An 18,433-nucleotide genomic window follows, 5' to 3' on the forward strand; every position below is an offset into this window, starting at 1 on the left:
TATGCCTATCGGTATCCAGGCATTATCGGCTAATGATGCATTTTGATTCGTTGGAAGGCTGGCTGACCTGGCAAGAAAGCTTGCATCCGCTGACAATAGATTTGGGATTGGATCGGTCGTCCCGGGTTTTTCACGCGCTTAATCCCGATGGGATCAAACCGCCAACCATTACGGTTGCCGGCACTAACGGCAAGGGCTCGTGCATCGCTTATCTTGAAGCCATCTACAGAGCGCAAGGCTATCGCGTCGGTGCTTATACTTCGCCGCACATTCTGAAATACAACGAAAGAATCAAGATAGACGGTAAGCCGGTATCGGATGAACTGATTTGCGAGGCCTTTTCCAGAATTGAAGCGGTCCGCGGCGATATTTCGTTAAGTTATTTTGAATTCGGCACGCTGGCGGCACTGGATATTTTCCGGCGCTCGAATCTGGATGTCCAGTTGCTTGAAGTCGGCCTGGGCGGGCGTCTGGACGCGGTCAATATCATTGACCCCGATGTGGCGCTGATAACGAGCATCTGCATTGATCATGTCGATTGGCTGGGCGAAACCCGCGAAGCGATAGGCAGGGAAAAAGCCGGTATCTTCCGGGCCGATACTCCGGCCATCGTCGGCGATCCCGAGCCGCCGGCATCATTGGCGCAGGTGGCGGTCGACCAGCAGGCGCGGCTCTATTGCCTGGGCAAGGATTTCGGCTATAAAAAACGAGCGGCCGGATGGGACTGGTTTGCCGGCGATCGCCGGCTGACCCAATTGCCTGAACCGGGGTTAAAAGGCGAGCACCAGTTCCGCAATGCCTCGTCGGCAATTTTAGCCGTGGCCGAGTTAGCCGGCGCATTGCCCGTCAGCGATGCCGCGATTCGGCAAGGGCTGGAGAAAGTCCGGCTGGCCGGCCGCTTTCAATTGATCAATGATGAAATTCCGGTATTGCTGGATGTGGGGCACAATCCCCAGGCGGTAAGAACGCTGGTTGATTATGTGGCCGCGACTTTTCCCGGCAGGCGCATTCATGCCGTGTTTTCCATGATGAAAGACAAGGATATCGCGGGCGTTATTGAAATCATGCGTCCTGTGATTTTTAACTGGTTTTTCGCGCCCTTATCCAATCCTCGGGCGGCTACGGAACCTCTAATGCGCGAGATTTTCGCGCAAAGCTCGGTGACTAATGTATTTTTCGGTTTTAAAGGTTTTGCCGAGGCTTTCGATGCTGCAAAAACCCAATCCCAGAAAGGCGATCTGCTGCTGGTTTTCGGCTCGTTCTTTCTGGTATCTGATTGCCTGGCTGAATTTGAAAAAAGGTGAGTTGAGAAAATGGAACAAGAGTTAAAACAACGATTAATTGGTGCGGTAGTTGTGACGGCGCTGGCGGCCATTTTTATTCCCATGCTGTTTGATGATCCTGTTGACAATAGCGGTCAGGTTGTCAGCGAATTGATTATTCCCGAGGCGCCGATTGTCGTGGAGGGCGAGGACAGGCTGCCCGCCAATGCCGATCAGGTTCTGAATACGGCGGAGGCGGAACCGTTGGACGCTGAGGATACAGGCTATCCTGACCGGCCGCTTGATGAACCGGAAATTGCTTTATCCGAACTGACTCAGGAAGAGCTCGGTTATCCCGAATCCCTGGGCGCCGAAGATGCGCAAGAGGTAGTCATCGTGGAAGAGGCCGAGCAAGTGCTGGAGGCGCCGAGAAAAGAAAGCAGTCCCCCGGTGCGGCAGGAAACAGCTCGACATGAGAAACCGGCGGCGATTAAAACGCCCGCTAAGGAATCCCAGGCGGCTACAAAACCGGAGCCGGCTGTTCAGCAGAAAGCCGCGCCAGCCAAATCAGGCAACGGCCTGACCCGGTGGTATATACGCGCAGGCAGTTTCAGCAAGGAGGAAAACGCCACGACCCGATGGACCGAGCTGCGCAAGCAAGGCTTTCCTGCGTCGCTGGAAACCGCTCAGGTTAACGGAAAAACCTTATATCGGATCAAGGTCGGCCCCGAGCTTGATCAAAAACGCGCTAAAGCCATGCAGGAAAAAGTGGATAGGCTAAATAAGATTAAATCCCTTCTTGTCTCGGAGTGAGGCCAAGTGAAACGCTATTTTTTATAGACCGGACGGACATATGATCTGGATAGACTTTACCATTATCGGCCTCGTCCTCATTTCGCTGGTCATAGGGTTATTGCGCGGTGTTATTAAAGAAGTGTTTTCATTGGTGTTCTGGATAGTGGCGATCTGGGTGGGGATGAATTTCAGTCGTGACTTCTCCCGCTTCCTGGAGCCGGTTATCAGCCACCCGTCAGCCAAAATTGCCGCCTCGTTCGTCAGTCTGTTTGTGATTACGCTGGTTCTCGGTGGTCTAATTGGTTTTATACTGGGAGAAAAGCTGATTAAACAGGCCGGACTCACTTTCGGCGATCGCTTTCTCGGTATGATTTTGGGCTGTTTCCGAGGCGTGGTCGTTGTTGCGGTCATGATCGTGCTGGCCGGCTTGACATCGTTGCCGGAAGATTCCTGGTGGAAAAAATCCCGATTGATTCCACCTTTTCAATCATTCGCTGTCTGGTTGCGGGATCACAACCCGTCAGGCATGGCGGGTTATATAAATTATCGCTAAATATTTTAAGGATCAGGTTAAAAAAGAATGTGTGGTATTGCTGCTATCGTTTCACATCAGGCTGTTAATCAGGAGTTGTATGATGCATTAACAGTTTTGCAACATCGAGGCCAGGATGCCGCGGGGATTGTCACTTGCGAGAACGGACGACTGCATTTGCGCAAAGAGAACGGCTTGACACGGGACGTTTTTAACAATGATCAGATGATGAGGCTGAGGGGCAATATGGGCATTGCCCATGTGCGTTATCCCACGGCCGGCTGCACCAGCTCGGCTGAAGCGCAGCCTTTTTATGTGAACTCTCCTTTCGGTTTGACGCTGGCGCATAACGGCAATCTGACCAATACCGAAGAGCTGAAAAAGGCCTTGTTTGTCGAGGATCTGCGTCATATTAACACCGATTCCGATTCCGAAGTGCTGCTGAACGTTTTTGCCCATGAATTACAATCGCTGGGCAAACTGCATTTAAGCGTGGAGGATGTGTTTGAGGCGGTATCGGGCGTGCACCGGCGCTGCCGCGGCGCTTACGCGGTAGTGGTTATGATCGCCGGGTTCGGAGTGCTGGGCTTCAGGGACCCACATGGTATCCGGCCCGTAGTATTCGGCGAGCGAAAATCCGACCATGGCCCCGAATTCATGATCGCCTCGGAAAGCGTGGCGCTGGACGTGCTGGGCTTTAATCTGATCAGAGACCTGGAACCCGGGGAAGCGGTGTTTATCGAGGAATCGGGCGTACTGCACACCAGGCAGTGCGCGAAGGCGATCGATCATTGCCCTTGTATTTTTGAGTACGTTTATTTCGCCCGTCCCGATTCCATTATTGACGATATTTCCGTTTATAAAGCCCGTTTGCGCATGGGCGAAAAACTGGCGGAAAAAGTGCTCAGAGTCTGGCCGGACCATGATATCGATGTCGTCATCCCTATTCCCGATACCAGCCGCACGGCCGCTTTACAGATGGCCAACAGGCTGGGCGTCAAGTTTCGCGAAGGTTTTATGAAAAACCGCTATATCGGTCGGACTTTTATCATGCCAGGCCAGAAAATGCGGAAAAAATCGGTCAGGCAAAAGTTAAATGCCATCGGTCTGGAATTCGAAGGCAAAAACGTTTTATTGGTTGATGATTCCGTGGTCAGGGGGACGACGTCCGAACAGATTATCCAGATGGCCCGGGATGCCGGCGCCAAAAAAGTCTATTTCGCTTCCGCGGCGCCGCCTGTCCGCTACCCGAACGTGTACGGCATCGATATGCCGGCCGCTCATGAGCTGATCGCGCATAACCGCTCGGAGGAGGAGGTTTGCGCCGCGATCGGTGCCGACCGCATGATTTATCAGGATCTGGATGACCTGATCGATGCCGTTCGCAAAGGTAATCCGAACATCAAACATTTCGATACCTCCTGTTTCAGTAACGAATACGTGACCGGCGATATTGATACGGCCTACCTGGAGCGCATTGAAGCCATGCGCAACGATAGTGCGCAATCGGAACGGAATTCGCAGAATTTCATTATAGAAATGCAGAATTGCGGTTGAAGCAGCAGGTCTGAAATGCGCCTTGCTGGAACTCTTTTTTCTTCCTGATAAAACTAACGAACAATGAAAGACATTAACTGGAACGAATATTCTCTGGAAACTCAGGCCATAAGGGCCGGACACAGGCGGACGCATGAAGATGAGCACAGCATGCCGATCTTCGCTACTTCCAGTTATGTTTTTGACAGCGCCGAGGAAGCCGCTTTGCGCTTTACCGGCCAGAAAGCCGGCAATATCTATTCGCGATTCACCAATCCAACCGTCAATGCCTTTCAGGAAAGGCTGGCGCTGATGGAGAAAGGCGAACGTTGCCTGGCTTTTTCGTCGGGCATGGCGGCCATCATGGCGGTCGGCATGGGTCTGCTGAAAGCCGGCGATCATGTCGTCTGTTCGCGCAGCGTCTTCGGCAATACCGTGCTGATGTTCCAGAATTATTTCGGCAAGTTCGGTGTTGAGACGGACTTCGTTGACCTGACCGATCTTGCGGCCTGGGAATCAGCCATCAAGCCGAATACGCGCTTTCTGTTTCTGGAAACGCCTTCCAACCCGCTGATTGAAATCGCCGATATCGAACGCATTGCCGCAATCGCGCATAACCACGGCAGCTTGCTGGTGGTCGACAATGTTTTTTGCACGCCGGTGCTGCAAAAGCCACTGGCGCTGGGCGCCGATATCGTCGTGCACTCGGCCACCAAATACATAGACGGGCAGGGGCGTTGTGTCGGCGGTGCCGTCGTGGCCAGCGAGGAACTGATCGAGAAGCATATCTATCCGTATCTGCGCACGGGCGGCTCGACCATGAGCCCGTTCAATGCCTGGGTCTTTTTATCGGGGCTGGAAACGCTGGCGGTCAGAATGAAAGCGCATTGCGACAACGCGTTCGAGCTGGCCAAATGGCTGGAGCGGCAGCCGGGCGTCGCCAAAGTCCATTATCCCGGCCTGGCATCCCATGCCCAGCATGAATTGGCCAGGCGTCAGCAAACGCACTTCGGGGCCGTGGTCAGTTTTGAACTGAGCGGCGGCAAGGAGCAGGCCTGGAAATTGATCGACGCCACCGAAATGCTGTCCATTACCGCCAACCTGGGCGACGTCAAGACCACTATAACGCATCCGGCCACGACGACGCATGGCCGGCTGGCGCCGGAAGTCCGCGCCGCCGCCGGTATCAAGGATGGGCTGGTGCGGATTTCAGTAGGTCTTGAGAATCTCGAGGACATCAAAAACGACCTGTCAAAAGGTCTGGAAGGCTGACAGCTAGCCCGGGTATTTCATAAAACCACAGAGGACACAGACAACCCCGGGAGCAAGTATCTGTCCATGCGGTCGTCTGTGTCCTCTCTAGCCCCTTATGCCGGGCTTCCGCAAAGCTCCAACCCAGCCTACCCGCTAAGCCACAGGGATGTAGCGAATGTCGAAAACGCAGCCAAGTGGCTTTACCAAAAACAGCGGTAAAGGCTTTCTATTGTTCTGAATTATCGTCAAGATCAGCAAGGATAGCGGCTTGGTGACTGATAAAGCTCAAGACGCGTTGATGCAGTGTCAAAAAATGCCGATCGGTGGCCTCGAAGTCCTGGTTTAACAGGCAGCTCTCCAAGGCATGAGCCGCTTCCTGCATATCAGTCAAGCCGCAGAAACTTGCCGAGCCATGCAATTTATGGGTGATTTGCCGGGCAAGCGTGTACTCCCGGCTATTCAGCGCCTTATTGATGGCGCTGATCTGCTCCGGAAGTTCTTCAAACAGCTTTTTAAAAATTGTCAGGCTGAGCGGACGGTTATTGTAGGTTTTGTCCAGCATGGCCTGAATATAATCTGTCGCGTGTTTTGTGGGTAGGGTCATAATTGCCTGGTAATGAAATAACGATAATGACGGTTTTATGACGCTATCATCGCTTAAATTCCTGATGGTTTGAAGTCGCAATTATTCACTGCGGCGTCCAGGCCATTAATCCTGTCTTTTTGTTAGTTAATTATCAGCTTTTACGATTCTCTGTATATTATTCTTTTAGTTGATTATTTTTTCTATTCAACCGGGTTTTTCAACGCCGATCCTCTATAATGACCAATGCCTGACGGTGATATTTCCGATGATTAATGAAAATTCATAAGCGTTTGTTTTATTGTTGTTATTTTATTGTGGTCTATAAATTGCTTTTAATGGATTTAAAATGAAAGGTTTTAAACATGGCTCAAATTGAACAAAAAAACAGCGGAGCAAAGGGTTCCTCCACAAAACTGATCCTCATTATTGCCGCTGTATTGATTTCATTGGCGGGCGGTTCGGCGGCGACTTTCTTTTTTTTGCAAGGAAGCATGGCCGAGGATGAAAAAACCGAGCAGGTGGTCGTCGAGGATAAACGGTACTTCGATATGGAAAAGCCCTTTATAGTCGATTTCCCTAAAAGCGCTTCAGCGCGGCTGATACAAATTTCAGTGTCATTTCTGGTGGAAGGCGAGGAAACCGTCGCGGCGCTGAAAAAGCACGAGCCGATGCTGCGGAATAACCTGCTGATGCTGATCAGCGCTCAAAATGTCGATGAGCTAAAGACCCGCGACGGAAAAGAACAGTTGCGCGCCGTGATGCTGAATGAGACCGATGCCGTGTTAAAGAAAATGGCGGGACAGAGCCGGCTCAAAGAAGTCTTTTTTACCTCTTTCGTCATGCAATAATATGTCTACGGCCGATTTACTGTCACAGGAAGAAATAGATGCCCTGCTGCATGGCATGGATGAGGGCGATATCGCTATCGCGACTGAACCGGATACGGATGAGTCTTTTCCGGACGACATTCCGGAAGAGCATAAGCCGTATGACTTTACCAGCCAGGAACGGATTGTCCGCGGACGCATGCCGACCCTGGAAATGGTCAATGAACGGTTCGGCCGGTATTTCCGTGTGTCGATCTTCAATTTTCTGCGCCGTTCGGCGGAAATCTCCACACCCGCGCTGCAGATTCAAAAGTTTTCCGAATACATACAAAGCCTGTTCGTGCCGACCAACCTGAATATCGTGCGGTTTTCCCCGCTGCGCGGACGGGTCTTGATCGTCATGGAGCCGCGCCTGATTTTTACCGCCGTAGACAACTTTTTCGGCGGCGGGGGACTGTTTTACAACAAGATCGAGGGCCGCGAATTCACGCCGACCGAGACCCGGGTTATCCAGATCATCCTCGACATGATCTTCAAGGACCTCCAGGAAGCCTGGAAGCCGGTCATGGATCTCAATTTCGAATACATGAGTTCCGAAATCAATCCGCAATTCGCCAATATTGTCAGCCCTTCGGAAATTGTGGTGATCTCCACGATTCATGTCGAGCTGGAGGGCGGCGGCGGCAATATCAATATTGTCATCCCGTATTCGATGCTTGAGCCGATCCGGGAATTGCTCGATGCTGTCAGCAGCGACAGGACCGAAGTGGACGGCCGCTGGCAGGTAGCCCTGCGCAACGAGATCATGCGCGTGGAAGTGAGCGTCGACAGTCTGCTGGTGGAAAAACAGATGAGCCTTAGGGACGTCATGCGCTTTAAAAAAGGCGACGTCATACCGATCGACATGCCGGAAACGGTACAGCTTAAGGTAGAGGGCGTGCCTATTTTTGAGGGCAAGGTCGGCGTATCGGACGGCAATTACGCGGTGCAGATTATCAACAAATTAACCCCTGACTCGATTTGAGGGCTTCAGGGCCGGGTTATAACGCGACAAGCGGGAAAAAATATGAGCGAAGAATCAATGGGACTTTCCGACCAGGAAGTGGCTGATGCATTTGCAGCCGCTGAATTCGAGGCATTCGACAACCAGGAAGATAAAAAGCCGTCGGCAACCCCAGCCGATGAAATCAATCTCGATGTGATTTTGGAAGTGCCCGTGACCATTTCCATGGAAATCGGCCGCACGCATATCAATATCAGAAACCTGCTGCAGCTGAATCAGGGGTCGGTCGTTGAACTGGACCGTTTTGCCGGCGAACCGCTGGATGTGCTGGTGAACGGCATGTTGATAGCGCATGGCGAAGTGGTCGTGGTCAACGACAAATTCGGCATCCGTTTAACCGATGTGATCAGTCCGTCGGAACGCGTGAAAAGACTCGCCTGATGCGTCTGAAAATCACGCTCTGGGGGCTGTTGTTCTGGGGCAATCCGGTGTTGGCGGCAGATGCCCCGCAGGCGGCCAGAACGGTGGCTTCGGGGGATATCGCCAATTGGAGTCTCGGGCTGCTGATCGTGCTGGGCGTTTTTTTTCTCTGCGCCTGGGCGATGCGCAAGCTGGCGGGTGTCAATGTTGGCGGGTCCTCGAAAATGCGGATCCTTGGCGGGTTGTCGCTGGGCATGCGGGAAAAAGTCGTTTTGCTGCAGGTCGGTAACAAACAGCTGATTCTGGGCGTGACGCCGGGCCGCATACAAACCCTGCATGTGCTGGAAGGCGATGATTGCCTCGGCAGCGAGAACGACTCGCTAATGGAAACGGGATTTGCGCGGAAACTGAAGCAAGCGATGAAAGGGCAGCCGGATGCGTAGGGGTATTTTACTGCTGGTTTTGCTGCTGTCCCAGATGCCGGCCTTTGCGGCGCCGGGCATCGATGCGCTGACGGTCACGACCAATCCGCAGGGCGGCCAGACCTACAGCGTCACGATTCAGATTCTGGCGGTCATGACGCTGTTGACGCTGCTGCCCGCCTTGCTGCTGACCATGACCTCCTTTACCCGCATCATGATCGTTTTAAGCTTGCTGAGGCAGGCGCTGGGAACAGGGCAGGCGCCGAGCAACCAGGTGTTGCTGGGCCTGTCGCTGTTTCTGACCATTTTCATCATGATGCCGGTCATCGATCAGGTCAACACGGAAGCCGTGCAGCCTTATATGGAAGAGAAAATCGACTTTAACTCGGCGATCGTCAAGGCATCGGAGCCGTTCAGGCGGTTTATGCTGAAGCAGACCCGCGAATCCGATCTGGAATTGTTCGTCAGGATTTCCGGCCGGGCGGAACTGGCATCGGCTGACGATGTGCCGTTTTCGCTGCTGTTGCCGGCTTATGTGACCAGCGAGCTGAAAACGGCGTTCCAGATCGGCTACCTGATTTTTCTGCCGTTTCTGATTATCGATCTGGTGGTGGCCAGCGTGCTGATGTCCATGGGCATGATGATGCTGTCGCCGATGATCGTGTCGCTGCCGTTTAAAATCATGCTGTTCGTGCTGGCCGACGGCTGGTCGCTGATCATGGAAATGCTGGCGGCGAGTTTTTATGTCAGCTGACAGGGACGCGCCATGACCCCGGAAACCGTTTACAACATAGGGCAGGCGGCGATGGTGGTCGCGGTCAAACTGGCGGCGCCGGTGCTGTTGCCATCCCTGGCCATCGGATTGGTCATCGCCATGTTTCAGGCGGCGACTCAAATCAATGAAACCACGCTGACCTTTGTGCCCAAGCTGATCGTTATCGGCGTGGTATTGATGCTGATGGGGCCGGCCATGCTGCAAATGTTTGTCGACTACTTTCAGGAATTGCTCAGGGATATTCCGTATTTGATCGGATAAGCCATTGAATTTTACCGAAGCAGAAATCCTGGGACTGGTCGGGTCATTCATCTGGCCGCTGATGCGCATCAGCGCAATGTTCGTGGTCCTGCCCGTGTTCAGCATCCGCGCCGTCCCGGCCCGGGTCAGGCTGATCCTCTCGGTCGCGCTGACGCTGGCGGTCATGCCATTGCTGCCGGCGCTGCCGGCTGTCGAGCCGTTCAGTTATGCCGGCGGTCTGATGGCCGTTCAGCAACTGGCGATCGGCCTGGTCAGCGGTTTTATTGTGCAGCTGGTGTTTGCGGCTCTGGTTTTTGCCGGACAAGGTGTCGCTTACAGCATGGGGCTGGGTTTCGCGGCCATGGTCGATCCGCAGAACGGCGAGCAGGTGCCGGTGGTCGCGCAGTTTTATGTCATCACCGGCACGCTGATTTTTGTCGGTCTGGATGGCCATCTGCTGCTGATCAGGATGCTGCTGGACAGTTTCACGACCTTGCCGATCGGCATGGCCGGGCTGGCAACAGCCGATATCTGGACCGTCATCGCCTGGAGCAGCCGGCTGTTTGCCGGCGGCTTGCTGCTGGCGATGCCCATGATCGCCAGCCTGCTGTTGGTCAATGTCTGTTTCGGCGTGGCCGCCCGCGCGGCGCCCCAGCTCAATATTTTTTCGGTAGGCTTTCCCATCACGTTGATGCTGGGCATTTTATTGATCTGGGTGACATTGCCCGATGTGCTGGATCAGTTTTCGGGCCTGTTGACCGATGCCTATGAACTGATCGGGCACTTGTTGCGGCTATAGCGTATGGCAGAAGATTCCGATCAGGAAAAAACCGAACAACCCACCGGCAAGCGCCTGGCCGACGCGCGCAAAAAAGGCCAGATCGCCCGCTCCAGGGAGCTCAATACCTTCGTCATGCTGATGACCAGTGCCGTGCTGCTGCTGACCTGGGGCGAGCATATGGGCAACGGCCTGATCGATATGATGAAGGCTCAGTTTCAATTGAAGCGCGCGGTGATTTTCGATCCCGCCAGTCCCGCCCTCTACTTCAAGCAAACCATGATCGACGGCGTCCTGCTGATCGCGCCTTTTGCCGCGGCCATGGTCGCGGCCGCCATTATCGCCCCGCTGGCGCTGGGCGGCTGGGTGTTCAGCTGGGAGGCGCTTGCGCCCAAGCTGGAGAAGCTGGACCCCATTAAAGGCCTGGCGCGCCTGTTTGCCGTGCGCGGCCTGGTCGAGATGCTGAAGGCGCTGCTGAAGTTTTTACTGGTCTTTATGGTGGCGGTCGTGCTGTTCCGGTTTTTCCTGAAGGAACTGGTCGGCCTCAGCGTCGAGCCCATGGCGCAGTCGGTGACGCATGCCCTCCGTATTATCGGCCTGTGCTTTTTGCTGTTGAGCGCTTCATTGATACTGATCGTAATGATCGATGTGCCTTATCAGCTGTGGGATCACAATAAAAAACTGAAAATGACCCTGCAGGAAATCAAGGATGAGATGAAGGAATCGGAAGGCAGCCCCGAAGTAAAAGGGCGCATGCGCAGGATGCAGATGGAAATGGCGCAAAACCGGATGATGACGGAAGTGCCGAAAGCCGATGTGATCGTGACCAATCCCAGCCATTACGCAGTGGCCCTGAAATACGACCAGCATGCCAACGGGGCGCCGAGACTGGTCGCCAAAGGCGTCGATCTGATCGCGGCGCAAATCCGCAATCTGGCGATAGGCGCCGACGTGCCGCTGGTGGCGTCGCCGCCGTTGGCGCGGGCCTTGTATTATTCGACCGATCTGGACAAGGAAATACCGCAGGGCCTGTACCTGGCGGTGGCGCAGGTATTGGCCTATGTTTACCAATTGAAAACCGCCCGGCAGAACCATTGGGATGAGCCCTTGCCGCCGGGGGATATTAAAGTGCCTGATGAATTCAAACAAGGGTAGATAACGTATGGATCTGAGCAGACTAAAGGCGGCATTAGCGATGCTGGGCAAGGCGGAGTTGGGCGCGCCGCTGGTGATTGTCATGATTCTGGCGATGGTCATGCTGCCGTTGCCGGCTTTTTTACTGGATCTGCTGTTCACCTTCAACATCGCGTTTTCGCTGATCATCCTGCTGGTGGTCGTCTATACGCTCAAACCCCTGGATTTTGCTTCGTTTCCGACCGTTATCCTGATGGCGACGCTGTTGCGTCTGGCGCTGAATGTGGCCTCGACCCGTATTGTGCTGCTGCAGGGCCATAACGGCGGCGATGCCGCCGGCAAGGTGATCGAGGCCTTCGGCGCGTTCGTGATCGGCGGCAACTTCGCGGTCGGCCTCGTGGTTTTCGCCATTCTGGTCGTGATCAACTTCATGGTCGTCACCAAGGGCGCCGGCCGGGTCGCCGAAGTGGGCGCCCGCTTTACGCTGGACGCCATGCCCGGCAAGCAGATGGCGATCGATGCGGATTTGAATGCCGGCCTGATCAGCCAGGATGAGGCGCGTGCGCGCCGCGCGGAAGTCGCGACCGAGGCCGATTTCTACGGTTCCATGGACGGCGCCAGCAAGTTTGTCCGGGGCGATGCGATCGCCGGCATCATTATTTTGTTCGTCAACATCATCGGCGGACTGGTGATCGGCGTCAGCCAGCATGGCCTGAGCTTCGCCCAGGCCGGCGAAATCTATGTGCTGCTGACCATCGGCGACGGCCTGGTCGCGCAGATTCCGTCCTTGCTGCTGTCGACGGCATCGGCACTGGTCGTGACCAAGGTCGGCAGCAGCGGCGAGAATATTGGCCAGCAGGTCAGCACGCAGCTGTTTGAGAATCCGAAAGCGCTGATCATTACCGCGGCCGTGATCGGACTGCTGGGCATTATTCCGGGCATGCCGAATCTGGTCTTTATCCTGTTGGCCTCGGGGCTGGCCGGTTCCGCCTACTGGATCGACAAGCGCCATAAGCTTGCCGAACAGGTTGAGATTGAGCGCTCGATGGTCATGCCGCAAGCGGCGCCCGAGATGAAAGAGCTGGGCTGGGACGATGTCATGCCGGTCGACGTCATCGGCCTGGAAGTCGGCTATCGGCTGATCCCGCTGGTCGACAAGAATCAGGGCGGGCAATTGATGACGCGCATCAAGGGCGTGCGCAAAAAACTGTCCCAGGAACTGGGTTTTTTGATTCCGTCCGTGCATATCCGCGACAACCTCGATTTGAGCCCTACCGGTTACAAGATCTCATTGATGGGCGTGACGGTCGGCGAAGCCGATATCCTGCCGGAAATGGAAATGGCGATTAATCCCGGGCGCGTGTTCGGCGCTTTGCCGGGCAAGGCCTGCCAGGATCCCGCTTTCGGCCTGGATGCGGTCTGGATTGAACCGAAGCAGAAAGACCATGCCCAGACCCTGGGTTATACCGTGGTCGATCCGGGCACGGTGATGGCGACGCACCTGAGCCATCTTCTGCAGATGCACGCGCACGAATTATTCGGTTATGAAGAAGCGCAGAAAATCCTTGAAAACCTGGCCAAGTCGGCGCCCAGGCTGGTTGAAGACTTGGTGCCGAAGACCCTGCCGTTGGGCGTCGTGGTTAAGGTGCTGCAAAATCTGCTGCAGGAACGCATTCCCATCCGCGATATGCGCAGCATCGCCGAAACTTTGGCGGAATACGGGGGCAAGAGTCAAGATCCCGACATCTTGACGTCCGCGGTGCGCACGTCGCTGGGACGCTTGATCGTGCATGAAATCGGCGGCGCGCGGAATGAACTGCCGGTTATCACGCTGGATCACGAGTTGGAACAGTTGTTGCATAAGTCTCTGCAAACGGCAAGCGAAAGCGGCGTCGGCATTGAACCCGGGTTAGCAGAACAAATGCATCAATCGTTGCAAGACAGTGTGCAAAAAATGGAAATGGAAGGCCAGACCGCCGTGTTGTTGGTGTCCTCCTATATCCGTCCCTGGCTGGCCCGCTTCGTCCGTCATTCGATTTCCGGCTTACATGTCCTGGCATACAGTGAAATACCGGCCGATCGTCAGATCAAGGTCGTATCCACTGTCGGGCGACGCGCATAACAGATGAGGGCACAATGAAAATTAAACGCTTTTTTGCAGCAGATATACGCCAGGCCATGCGCATGGTTAAGGAAGAGTTGGGCGCGGATGCGGTCATCATGTCCAACCGGTCGGTGGACGGCGGCGTCGAGATCATTGCCGCGCGCGATTTTGACGAACAGTTGATCCACAACAAGCTGCAAAAACAGGCGAATGAACCACCGGCGCCGGCAGTTGCCGTCCGCGAGAGCAAAAACGCTGACCTCCCTGATTTCGAAGCCGAAAAAAAACGCCTGCACATTTTAACCAGCCCGAGAAAACCGGGTGGGGACGGATTCACATCCGATCGGCCTGTGCACCGCCCGGTTGACCAGTATGTCGGCTATGCGGAAAAAGCGCAGCTGCGCGGCAATCCAGCCAGTCCCGCGCCGAAAGCCGCCAAGCCGGCAGTCAGGGAAGCGCCAGCCTCGCCGGCCCCGGCGGTTAAGGCCGCCGAAAAGCCGGGCAGTCTGTCCGATCAGCTGCTCATGGAGATGAACAAGGAGTTGAAATACCTGAGAACCGCGCTGGACAGCCGGCTGGCCGAAATCAGCCGGCCGCAAAACGCGCCAATTAATACCGTCAAAGCCGATTTGCTGCAACGGCTGAACGGTATGGGCATTTCCAAAAAGCTGGGCGCCAGGCTGGCTAACCAGCTGTCCGGTCATAACGATGCCGAACAGGCTTTTGAGCAAGCACAGGCCATGCTGGCCGATATACTGCCGATAGCCGAGGACGACCTGCTCGAATCCGGCGGCATCGTCGCCTTAGTCGGTCCTACCGGCGTCGGCAAAACCACGACCATCGCCAAACTGGCCGCCAAGTTTATTTTAAGGCATGGCGCCAGACAGGTCGCCTTGATCACGACCGATAACTACCGTATCGGCGCCCACGAACAGATCAATACCTATGGCCGCATTCTTGGGGTGCCGGTGCGCGTGGCTTCCAGCGCCGAGGACCTGCGCCATTTGATCAACGGCTTTGCCGACAAACGCCTGATTCTGATCGATACGGCCGGCATGAGCCAGCGCGGCATGAAGCTGGTCGAGCAAATCAGTACGCTGCAGCAAAGCGGCCTGCCGATTAAATCGTATCTGGTCATGTCGGCGGCGACCGAATACCGGGCCATGAATGAAATCATCAACGCTTTTCAGGTTTTCGAACCGCAAGCCAGTATTTTGACTAAACTTGATGAAGCCGTTTCGGTCGGTTCCGCCATTTCCGCGCTCATAGAGCAGAACCTGCCGATAGCTTTTATCGCCGACGGCCAGCAAGTGCCTGAAGACATGCACCGGCCGCATGCCCGGTCGCTGATCGAGCACTGTGCGGCCGCGCTTAACGCGGAAAATGACTATACTGATGGAAGCAACCACGAAGCATGGATGGCGCAAGGCTATGCATAAGCCAACTGATCAAGCAGCCGGAATAAGGAAAATGAAATACATGAAACCCGTGCGCGTCATCGCCGTCACCAGCGGCAAGGGCGGCGTAGGCAAAACCAATCTGTCGGTCAATCTCGGCATCGCGCTGTCCCGAATGGGACGGCGGGTCGCCTTGCTGGATGCCGATATGGGCCTGGCCAATGTCGATATCCTGCTCGGCGTCTACCCGCAGTACAACCTGTCCCATGTGCTGGCAGGCGAGAAAACCCTGGACGACATCATGCTCGAGGGGCCGGCCGGACTGCGGGTTATCCCGGGCGCGTCCGGCATCCAGAAAATGTCCGAGCTGTCCACGATTGAGCAGGCGTCCGTGATCCGCGCGTTCAGCGAAATCGACCGGGATCTGGACGTGCTGATTGTCGATACGGCGGCCGGCATCTCGGCCAGCGTGGTCAATTTTGCGCGCGCCTGCCAGGAAATTATCGTTATGGTTTGCGATGAGCCGACATCGCTGACCGATGCCTACGCGTTTATCAAGCTGCTGAACAGGGATTACGGCCTGTCCCATTTTCATGTCATCGCGAACATGGTTCAAACCATTCAGCAAGGCCAGTCGCTGTTCCAGAAACTGAGCAAAGTAACCGACCGTTATCTGGATGTGACGCTGCAGTTTGCGGGCGCCATTCCATACGATGAATACTTGCGTAAATCCGTTCAGAAGCAAAGCCCGGTCGTCGAGGCATTCCCGCGCAGTAAGGCGGCGCTCGCCGTGAAGGCGATAGCGGCGAATGTTGACGCTTGGCCGTTGAAATCCCAGGCCGGCGGTTATCTTGAGTTCTTTATTGAACGCATGATCCAGTATGGTCTGCAAGAGGATGTCGCGTGAACAGAGCGGCAATGTACGCTTCGGTACAGTCGGGCGGCACCGATGAGCGTGTCATGCAGCATGTGCCCCTGGTCAAGCGCATTGCCTATCATTTATTGAATAAACTGCCGGCTTCGATTCAAATCGATGACCTGATCCAGGCCGGCATGGTCGGCTTGCTGGAAGCCATCAAAGGCTATGACGCGACGCAGGGCGCCAGCTTCGATACCTATGCCGGCATCCGTATTCGGGGTGCCATGCTCGATGAAGTCAGGCGCTCCGACTGGACGCCGCGCTCCGTGCACAAAAAAGCCCGTCAGGTGGTCGAGGCCATACAGGCCGTTGAGAGCCGCACCGGCCGCGAGGCTCGGGACAGCGAGGTAGCCGGATATCTGGGCATCGCTATCGATGAGTACAACCACATTCTTCAGGATTCGGTCAGTTGCCGCGTGTTCAGCACCGAGGAGCTGGCCCTGGCCGGCGATCATTTCCTGGAAGAGTCGACGAATTCGGCGGAAGAGCCCTTGGCCGGTTTAAGCCGCGACGGCTTTCGGCGCGCCCTGGCCAGCGCCATCATGGGGCTGCCCGAGCGCGAGCGGCTGGTTATATCGTTGTATTACGATGAAGAGCTGAACCTGCGCGAGATCGGCGAGGTATTGAATCTCAGCGAATCGCGGGTCAGCCAGATCAGCGCGCAGGCTGTGCTGAGATTGCGCGCCCGGCTGGCCGACTGGTTGACGGATCACTGCCGATAGTGGGCCGGCAAGTATAGAGACTTATGGATATTTTAAGCATCATTGGCATTCTGGTAGGCATCGGCGCACTGTTGCTGGGTAATTTGCTCGATGGCGGCCATATCGGTTCACTGTTGAATGGGCCCGCTTTCATTATCGTGCTGGGCGGCACGACCGGGGCGACGTTGCTGCAGTTTCCGCCGGCGGTTTTTATCAGAAGCGTCAAAATGTCGTTATGGGTATTCAGGCCGGAAAAACAGAATCTGAAAGGGCAAATTGCCAAGATAGTGGGCTGGAGCACGCTGGCGCGCAAGGAAGGCTTGCTGGGGCTGGAAAATGTGATGTCGGCCGAAAAAGACCTTTTCACCCAAAAAGGCCTGCAGCTTCTGGTCGACGGCAATGAGCCGGAAGTGATACGGGATACCCTGGAAGTAGAGATGACGACCAGTGAGAACAGGGATTTGCAGGCAGCCAGGTTATTCGAGGCGATGGGAGGCTATGCCCCGACCATCGGCATTATCGGCGCGGTCATGGGTTTGATCCATGTGATGGAAAATCTGGCGGAACCGGCGCTGCTGGGTGCCGGCATTGCCACGGCTTTTGTCGCGACTATCTATGGCGTGGCAACCGCCAATTTGATTTTCCTGCCCGTTGCCCACAAGTTGAAGTTGCATGTTCTGGCGGCCACGCTGGCCCGTGAAATGATCATAGAAGGCATTATCGCTATCGCCGAGGGCGAGAATCCACGAAATATCGAGTTGAAACTGAGCGGTTATCTGCATGACGCGAACAGAACCTAGCTATGGCACGGCGTAGGCGAAAACCGCCGGAGGAGGCCAATAATCATGAACGATGGATAGTGTCCTATGCCGACTTTGTCACCTTATTGTTCGCCTTTTTCGTGGTGATGTATTCCATCTCCTCGGTCAACGAGGGCAAGTACAAGACCCTGTCCGAATCACTGGACGACGCTTTTTCGAATAGAGCGCTGCAGGGCAATGTGCTCGAGCCGATCCAGACAGGCACGCCGCCTACCGTCATTCAGCCTATCCCATTGGACCATGTTGCGACTGCCGAAACGGATAAAAGACAGGCGTTGAGCGAGGAGATTCTCAAGGAAAGACGGCGTTTGCAGCAGGTTTCCGGGCAGCTTGAAGACGTTCTGCGCGTGTTTATCGACGACAACCTGGTATCGGTCAAAAGGAGCGACTACTGGATAGAACTGGAAATGAACAGTGAGTTACTGTTTTCAAGCGGCGAGGCAAAATTATCCAAAAAGGCGATATCGGTGCTGAAAAAGACTGCCGAAGTCATTAAGCCCTTACCCAATGCAATCAATGTGGAAGGTCACACGGATACGATTCCCATTGCTACCATGGCCTTTCCGTCGAATTGGGAACTGTCATCGGCGCGAGCCACCCGTGTCGTGCAGGAACTGATTAAAGCGGGCATAGAGCCGGCTCGATTATCGGCAACCGGTTATGGCGAATTTCATCCTATCGGCGATAATCGAATAGAAGAGGGTCGTTTTAAAAACCGGCGGGTTGTGCTGCTATTAGTGTCGCAGGCTTTTGCCCGCTATGGCGCGAGTGACGCGGAGCGGGCTAAATGGTTGAATCTGGCGCCGTCGGCCGCCGCCGCTGTTAGTAAACCCTGAGTGCAGATTAATAGGAGATCGGAATGACAGAAATTCGGCCTGTAGCGCCTTCTTGTCCCGTGTTAAAAACGGATCAGGATAAAAAAAAAGA

General features: G+C 55.0%; 20 protein-coding genes. 19 read left to right on the forward strand and 1 reads right to left on the reverse strand.

Translation table 11 applies throughout. The features are described 5' to 3' along the window. The first annotated feature begins 32 nt into the window (after positions 1 to 32). The 5 genes from folC to METMA_RS0114005 all read left to right on the forward strand — a co-directional run bounded on the left by folC (position 33) and on the right by METMA_RS0114005 (position 5,397). The gene (gene folC, locus METMA_RS0113985) at positions 33 to 1,304 is read left to right on the forward strand and encodes a bifunctional tetrahydrofolate synthase/dihydrofolate synthase (RefSeq protein WP_020159716.1); all 1,272 of its coding nucleotides are present in this window, start codon (positions 33 to 35) and stop codon (positions 1,302 to 1,304) included. A 9-nt stretch (positions 1,305 to 1,313) separates the two neighbouring features. Beyond that, the gene (locus tag METMA_RS0113990; RefSeq protein WP_020159717.1) at positions 1,314 to 2,075 is read left to right on the forward strand and encodes an SPOR domain-containing protein; all 762 of its coding nucleotides are present in this window, start codon (positions 1,314 to 1,316) and stop codon (positions 2,073 to 2,075) included. Positions 2,076 to 2,115: 40 nt separating this feature from the next. Further along, positions 2,116 to 2,610: a CvpA family protein gene (locus METMA_RS0113995; protein ID WP_020159718.1), complete on the forward strand. Its 495-nt coding sequence runs from the start codon at positions 2,116 to 2,118 to the stop codon at positions 2,608 to 2,610. A 27-nt stretch (positions 2,611 to 2,637) separates the two neighbouring features. Beyond that, complete coding sequence (purF, locus tag METMA_RS0114000; protein WP_027147338.1) at positions 2,638 to 4,146, forward strand: amidophosphoribosyltransferase; 1,509 nt, start codon at positions 2,638 to 2,640, stop codon at positions 4,144 to 4,146. A gap of 63 nt (positions 4,147 to 4,209) precedes the next feature. Continuing rightward, the gene (locus METMA_RS0114005; RefSeq protein ID WP_020159720.1) at positions 4,210 to 5,397 is read left to right on the forward strand and encodes an O-succinylhomoserine sulfhydrylase; all 1,188 of its coding nucleotides are present in this window, start codon (positions 4,210 to 4,212) and stop codon (positions 5,395 to 5,397) included. A 208-nt stretch (positions 5,398 to 5,605) separates the two neighbouring features. On the opposite strand, the gene METMA_RS0114010 is transcribed toward METMA_RS0114005, so the two are convergent. After that, positions 5,606 to 5,983 carry an Hpt domain-containing protein gene (locus METMA_RS0114010; RefSeq protein ID WP_036299433.1) on the reverse strand — a complete coding sequence of 126 codons (378 nt, stop codon included), beginning with the start codon at positions 5,981 to 5,983 and terminating at the stop codon, positions 5,606 to 5,608. Between the two features lie 344 nt (positions 5,984 to 6,327). Here METMA_RS0114010 and METMA_RS0114015 point away from each other — a divergent pair, with 344 nt between their 5' ends. Genes METMA_RS0114015 through motD form a run of 14 tightly spaced genes read left to right on the forward strand, consistent with a single transcriptional unit; the run spans position 6,328 to position 18,342 of the window. Further along, complete coding sequence (locus METMA_RS0114015; protein ID WP_020159722.1) at positions 6,328 to 6,813, forward strand: flagellar basal body-associated FliL family protein; 486 nt, start codon at positions 6,328 to 6,330, stop codon at positions 6,811 to 6,813. Between the two features lies 1 nt (position 6,814). Then, positions 6,815 to 7,816: a flagellar motor switch protein FliM gene (fliM, locus tag METMA_RS0114020; protein WP_020159723.1), complete on the forward strand. Its 1,002-nt coding sequence runs from the start codon at positions 6,815 to 6,817 to the stop codon at positions 7,814 to 7,816. A 42-nt stretch (positions 7,817 to 7,858) separates the two neighbouring features. Beyond that, positions 7,859 to 8,236, forward strand: coding sequence for a flagellar motor switch protein FliN (gene fliN, locus METMA_RS0114025; RefSeq protein WP_020159724.1), 378 nt, complete (start codon positions 7,859 to 7,861; stop codon positions 8,234 to 8,236). Then, positions 8,236 to 8,658: a flagellar biosynthetic protein FliO gene (fliO, locus tag METMA_RS0114030; protein ID WP_020159725.1), complete on the forward strand. Its 423-nt coding sequence runs from the start codon at positions 8,236 to 8,238 to the stop codon at positions 8,656 to 8,658. Before fliN ends, fliO begins: the two co-directional genes overlap by 1 nt. Further along, positions 8,651 to 9,391: a flagellar type III secretion system pore protein FliP gene (gene fliP, locus METMA_RS0114035; RefSeq protein WP_020159726.1), complete on the forward strand. Its 741-nt coding sequence runs from the start codon at positions 8,651 to 8,653 to the stop codon at positions 9,389 to 9,391. Before fliO ends, fliP begins: the two co-directional genes overlap by 8 nt. 12 nt (positions 9,392 to 9,403) lie before the next feature. Next, positions 9,404 to 9,673 carry a flagellar biosynthesis protein FliQ gene (gene fliQ, locus METMA_RS0114040; RefSeq protein WP_020159727.1) on the forward strand — a complete coding sequence of 90 codons (270 nt, stop codon included), beginning with the start codon at positions 9,404 to 9,406 and terminating at the stop codon, positions 9,671 to 9,673. 4 nt (positions 9,674 to 9,677) lie between these two features. Then, positions 9,678 to 10,451, forward strand: a complete 774-nt coding sequence (gene fliR / locus METMA_RS0114045) for a flagellar biosynthetic protein FliR (protein ID WP_020159728.1) — start codon at positions 9,678 to 9,680, stop codon at positions 10,449 to 10,451. Positions 10,452 to 10,454: 3 nt separating this feature from the next. Next, positions 10,455 to 11,585 (forward strand): flagellar biosynthesis protein FlhB, encoded by a 1,131-nt coding sequence (gene flhB, locus METMA_RS0114050; protein WP_020159729.1) that lies wholly within the window; start codon positions 10,455 to 10,457, stop codon positions 11,583 to 11,585. Between the two features lie 7 nt (positions 11,586 to 11,592). Beyond that, positions 11,593 to 13,686: a flagellar biosynthesis protein FlhA gene (flhA, locus tag METMA_RS0114055; protein WP_027147339.1), complete on the forward strand. Its 2,094-nt coding sequence runs from the start codon at positions 11,593 to 11,595 to the stop codon at positions 13,684 to 13,686. 14 nt (positions 13,687 to 13,700) lie between these two features. After that, the gene (flhF, locus tag METMA_RS0114060) at positions 13,701 to 15,107 is read left to right on the forward strand and encodes a flagellar biosynthesis protein FlhF (protein ID WP_020159731.1); all 1,407 of its coding nucleotides are present in this window, start codon (positions 13,701 to 13,703) and stop codon (positions 15,105 to 15,107) included. Positions 15,108 to 15,138: 31 nt separating this feature from the next. Beyond that, positions 15,139 to 15,972, forward strand: coding sequence for a MinD/ParA family protein (locus tag METMA_RS0114065; protein WP_020159732.1), 834 nt, complete (start codon positions 15,139 to 15,141; stop codon positions 15,970 to 15,972). Between the two features lie 11 nt (positions 15,973 to 15,983). Beyond that, a complete protein-coding gene (locus tag METMA_RS0114070) occupies positions 15,984 to 16,706 on the forward strand; it encodes an RNA polymerase sigma factor FliA (protein WP_020159733.1) in 723 nt (240 codons plus the stop codon). Between the two features lie 23 nt (positions 16,707 to 16,729). After that, a complete protein-coding gene (locus tag METMA_RS0114075) occupies positions 16,730 to 17,485 on the forward strand; it encodes a flagellar motor protein (RefSeq protein ID WP_020159734.1) in 756 nt (251 codons plus the stop codon). A 2-nt stretch (positions 17,486 to 17,487) separates the two neighbouring features. Continuing rightward, positions 17,488 to 18,342: a flagellar motor protein MotD gene (gene motD, locus METMA_RS0114080; RefSeq protein WP_020159735.1), complete on the forward strand. Its 855-nt coding sequence runs from the start codon at positions 17,488 to 17,490 to the stop codon at positions 18,340 to 18,342. Positions 18,343 to 18,433: the final 91 nt, after the last annotated feature.

The organism is Methylobacter marinus A45 (assembly GCF_000383855.1).
GTDB classification, from domain to species: Bacteria; Pseudomonadota; Gammaproteobacteria; order Methylococcales; family Methylomonadaceae; genus Methylobacter; species Methylobacter marinus.

Bases quoted from the DNA above. Each gene is read 5' to 3' on its own strand.
- folC (WP_020159716.1), top strand. From the start codon at position 33: ATGATGCATTTTGATTCGTTGGAAGGCTGGCTGACCTGGCAAGAAAGC.
- METMA_RS0113990 (WP_020159717.1), top strand. From the start codon at position 1,314: ATGGAACAAGAGTTAAAACAACGATTAATTGGTGCGGTAGTTGTGACG.
- METMA_RS0113995 (WP_020159718.1), top strand. From the start codon at position 2,116: ATGATCTGGATAGACTTTACCATTATCGGCCTCGTCCTCATTTCGCTG.
- purF (WP_027147338.1), top strand. From the start codon at position 2,638: ATGTGTGGTATTGCTGCTATCGTTTCACATCAGGCTGTTAATCAGGAG.
- METMA_RS0114005 (WP_020159720.1), top strand. From the start codon at position 4,210: ATGAAAGACATTAACTGGAACGAATATTCTCTGGAAACTCAGGCCATA.
- METMA_RS0114010 (WP_036299433.1), bottom strand. From the start codon at position 5,983: ATGACCCTACCCACAAAACACGCGACAGATTATATTCAGGCCATGCTG.
- METMA_RS0114015 (WP_020159722.1), top strand. From the start codon at position 6,328: ATGGCTCAAATTGAACAAAAAAACAGCGGAGCAAAGGGTTCCTCCACA.
- fliM (WP_020159723.1), top strand. From the start codon at position 6,815: ATGTCTACGGCCGATTTACTGTCACAGGAAGAAATAGATGCCCTGCTG.
- fliN (WP_020159724.1), top strand. From the start codon at position 7,859: ATGAGCGAAGAATCAATGGGACTTTCCGACCAGGAAGTGGCTGATGCA.
- fliO (WP_020159725.1), top strand. From the start codon at position 8,236: ATGCGTCTGAAAATCACGCTCTGGGGGCTGTTGTTCTGGGGCAATCCG.
- fliP (WP_020159726.1), top strand. From the start codon at position 8,651: ATGCGTAGGGGTATTTTACTGCTGGTTTTGCTGCTGTCCCAGATGCCG.
- fliQ (WP_020159727.1), top strand. From the start codon at position 9,404: ATGACCCCGGAAACCGTTTACAACATAGGGCAGGCGGCGATGGTGGTC.
- flhB (WP_020159729.1), top strand. From the start codon at position 10,455: ATGGCAGAAGATTCCGATCAGGAAAAAACCGAACAACCCACCGGCAAG.
- flhA (WP_027147339.1), top strand. From the start codon at position 11,593: ATGGATCTGAGCAGACTAAAGGCGGCATTAGCGATGCTGGGCAAGGCG.
- flhF (WP_020159731.1), top strand. From the start codon at position 13,701: ATGAAAATTAAACGCTTTTTTGCAGCAGATATACGCCAGGCCATGCGC.
- METMA_RS0114065 (WP_020159732.1), top strand. From the start codon at position 15,139: ATGAAATACATGAAACCCGTGCGCGTCATCGCCGTCACCAGCGGCAAG.
- METMA_RS0114070 (WP_020159733.1), top strand. From the start codon at position 15,984: ATGTACGCTTCGGTACAGTCGGGCGGCACCGATGAGCGTGTCATGCAG.
- METMA_RS0114075 (WP_020159734.1), top strand. From the start codon at position 16,730: ATGGATATTTTAAGCATCATTGGCATTCTGGTAGGCATCGGCGCACTG.
- motD (WP_020159735.1), top strand. From the start codon at position 17,488: ATGGCACGGCGTAGGCGAAAACCGCCGGAGGAGGCCAATAATCATGAA.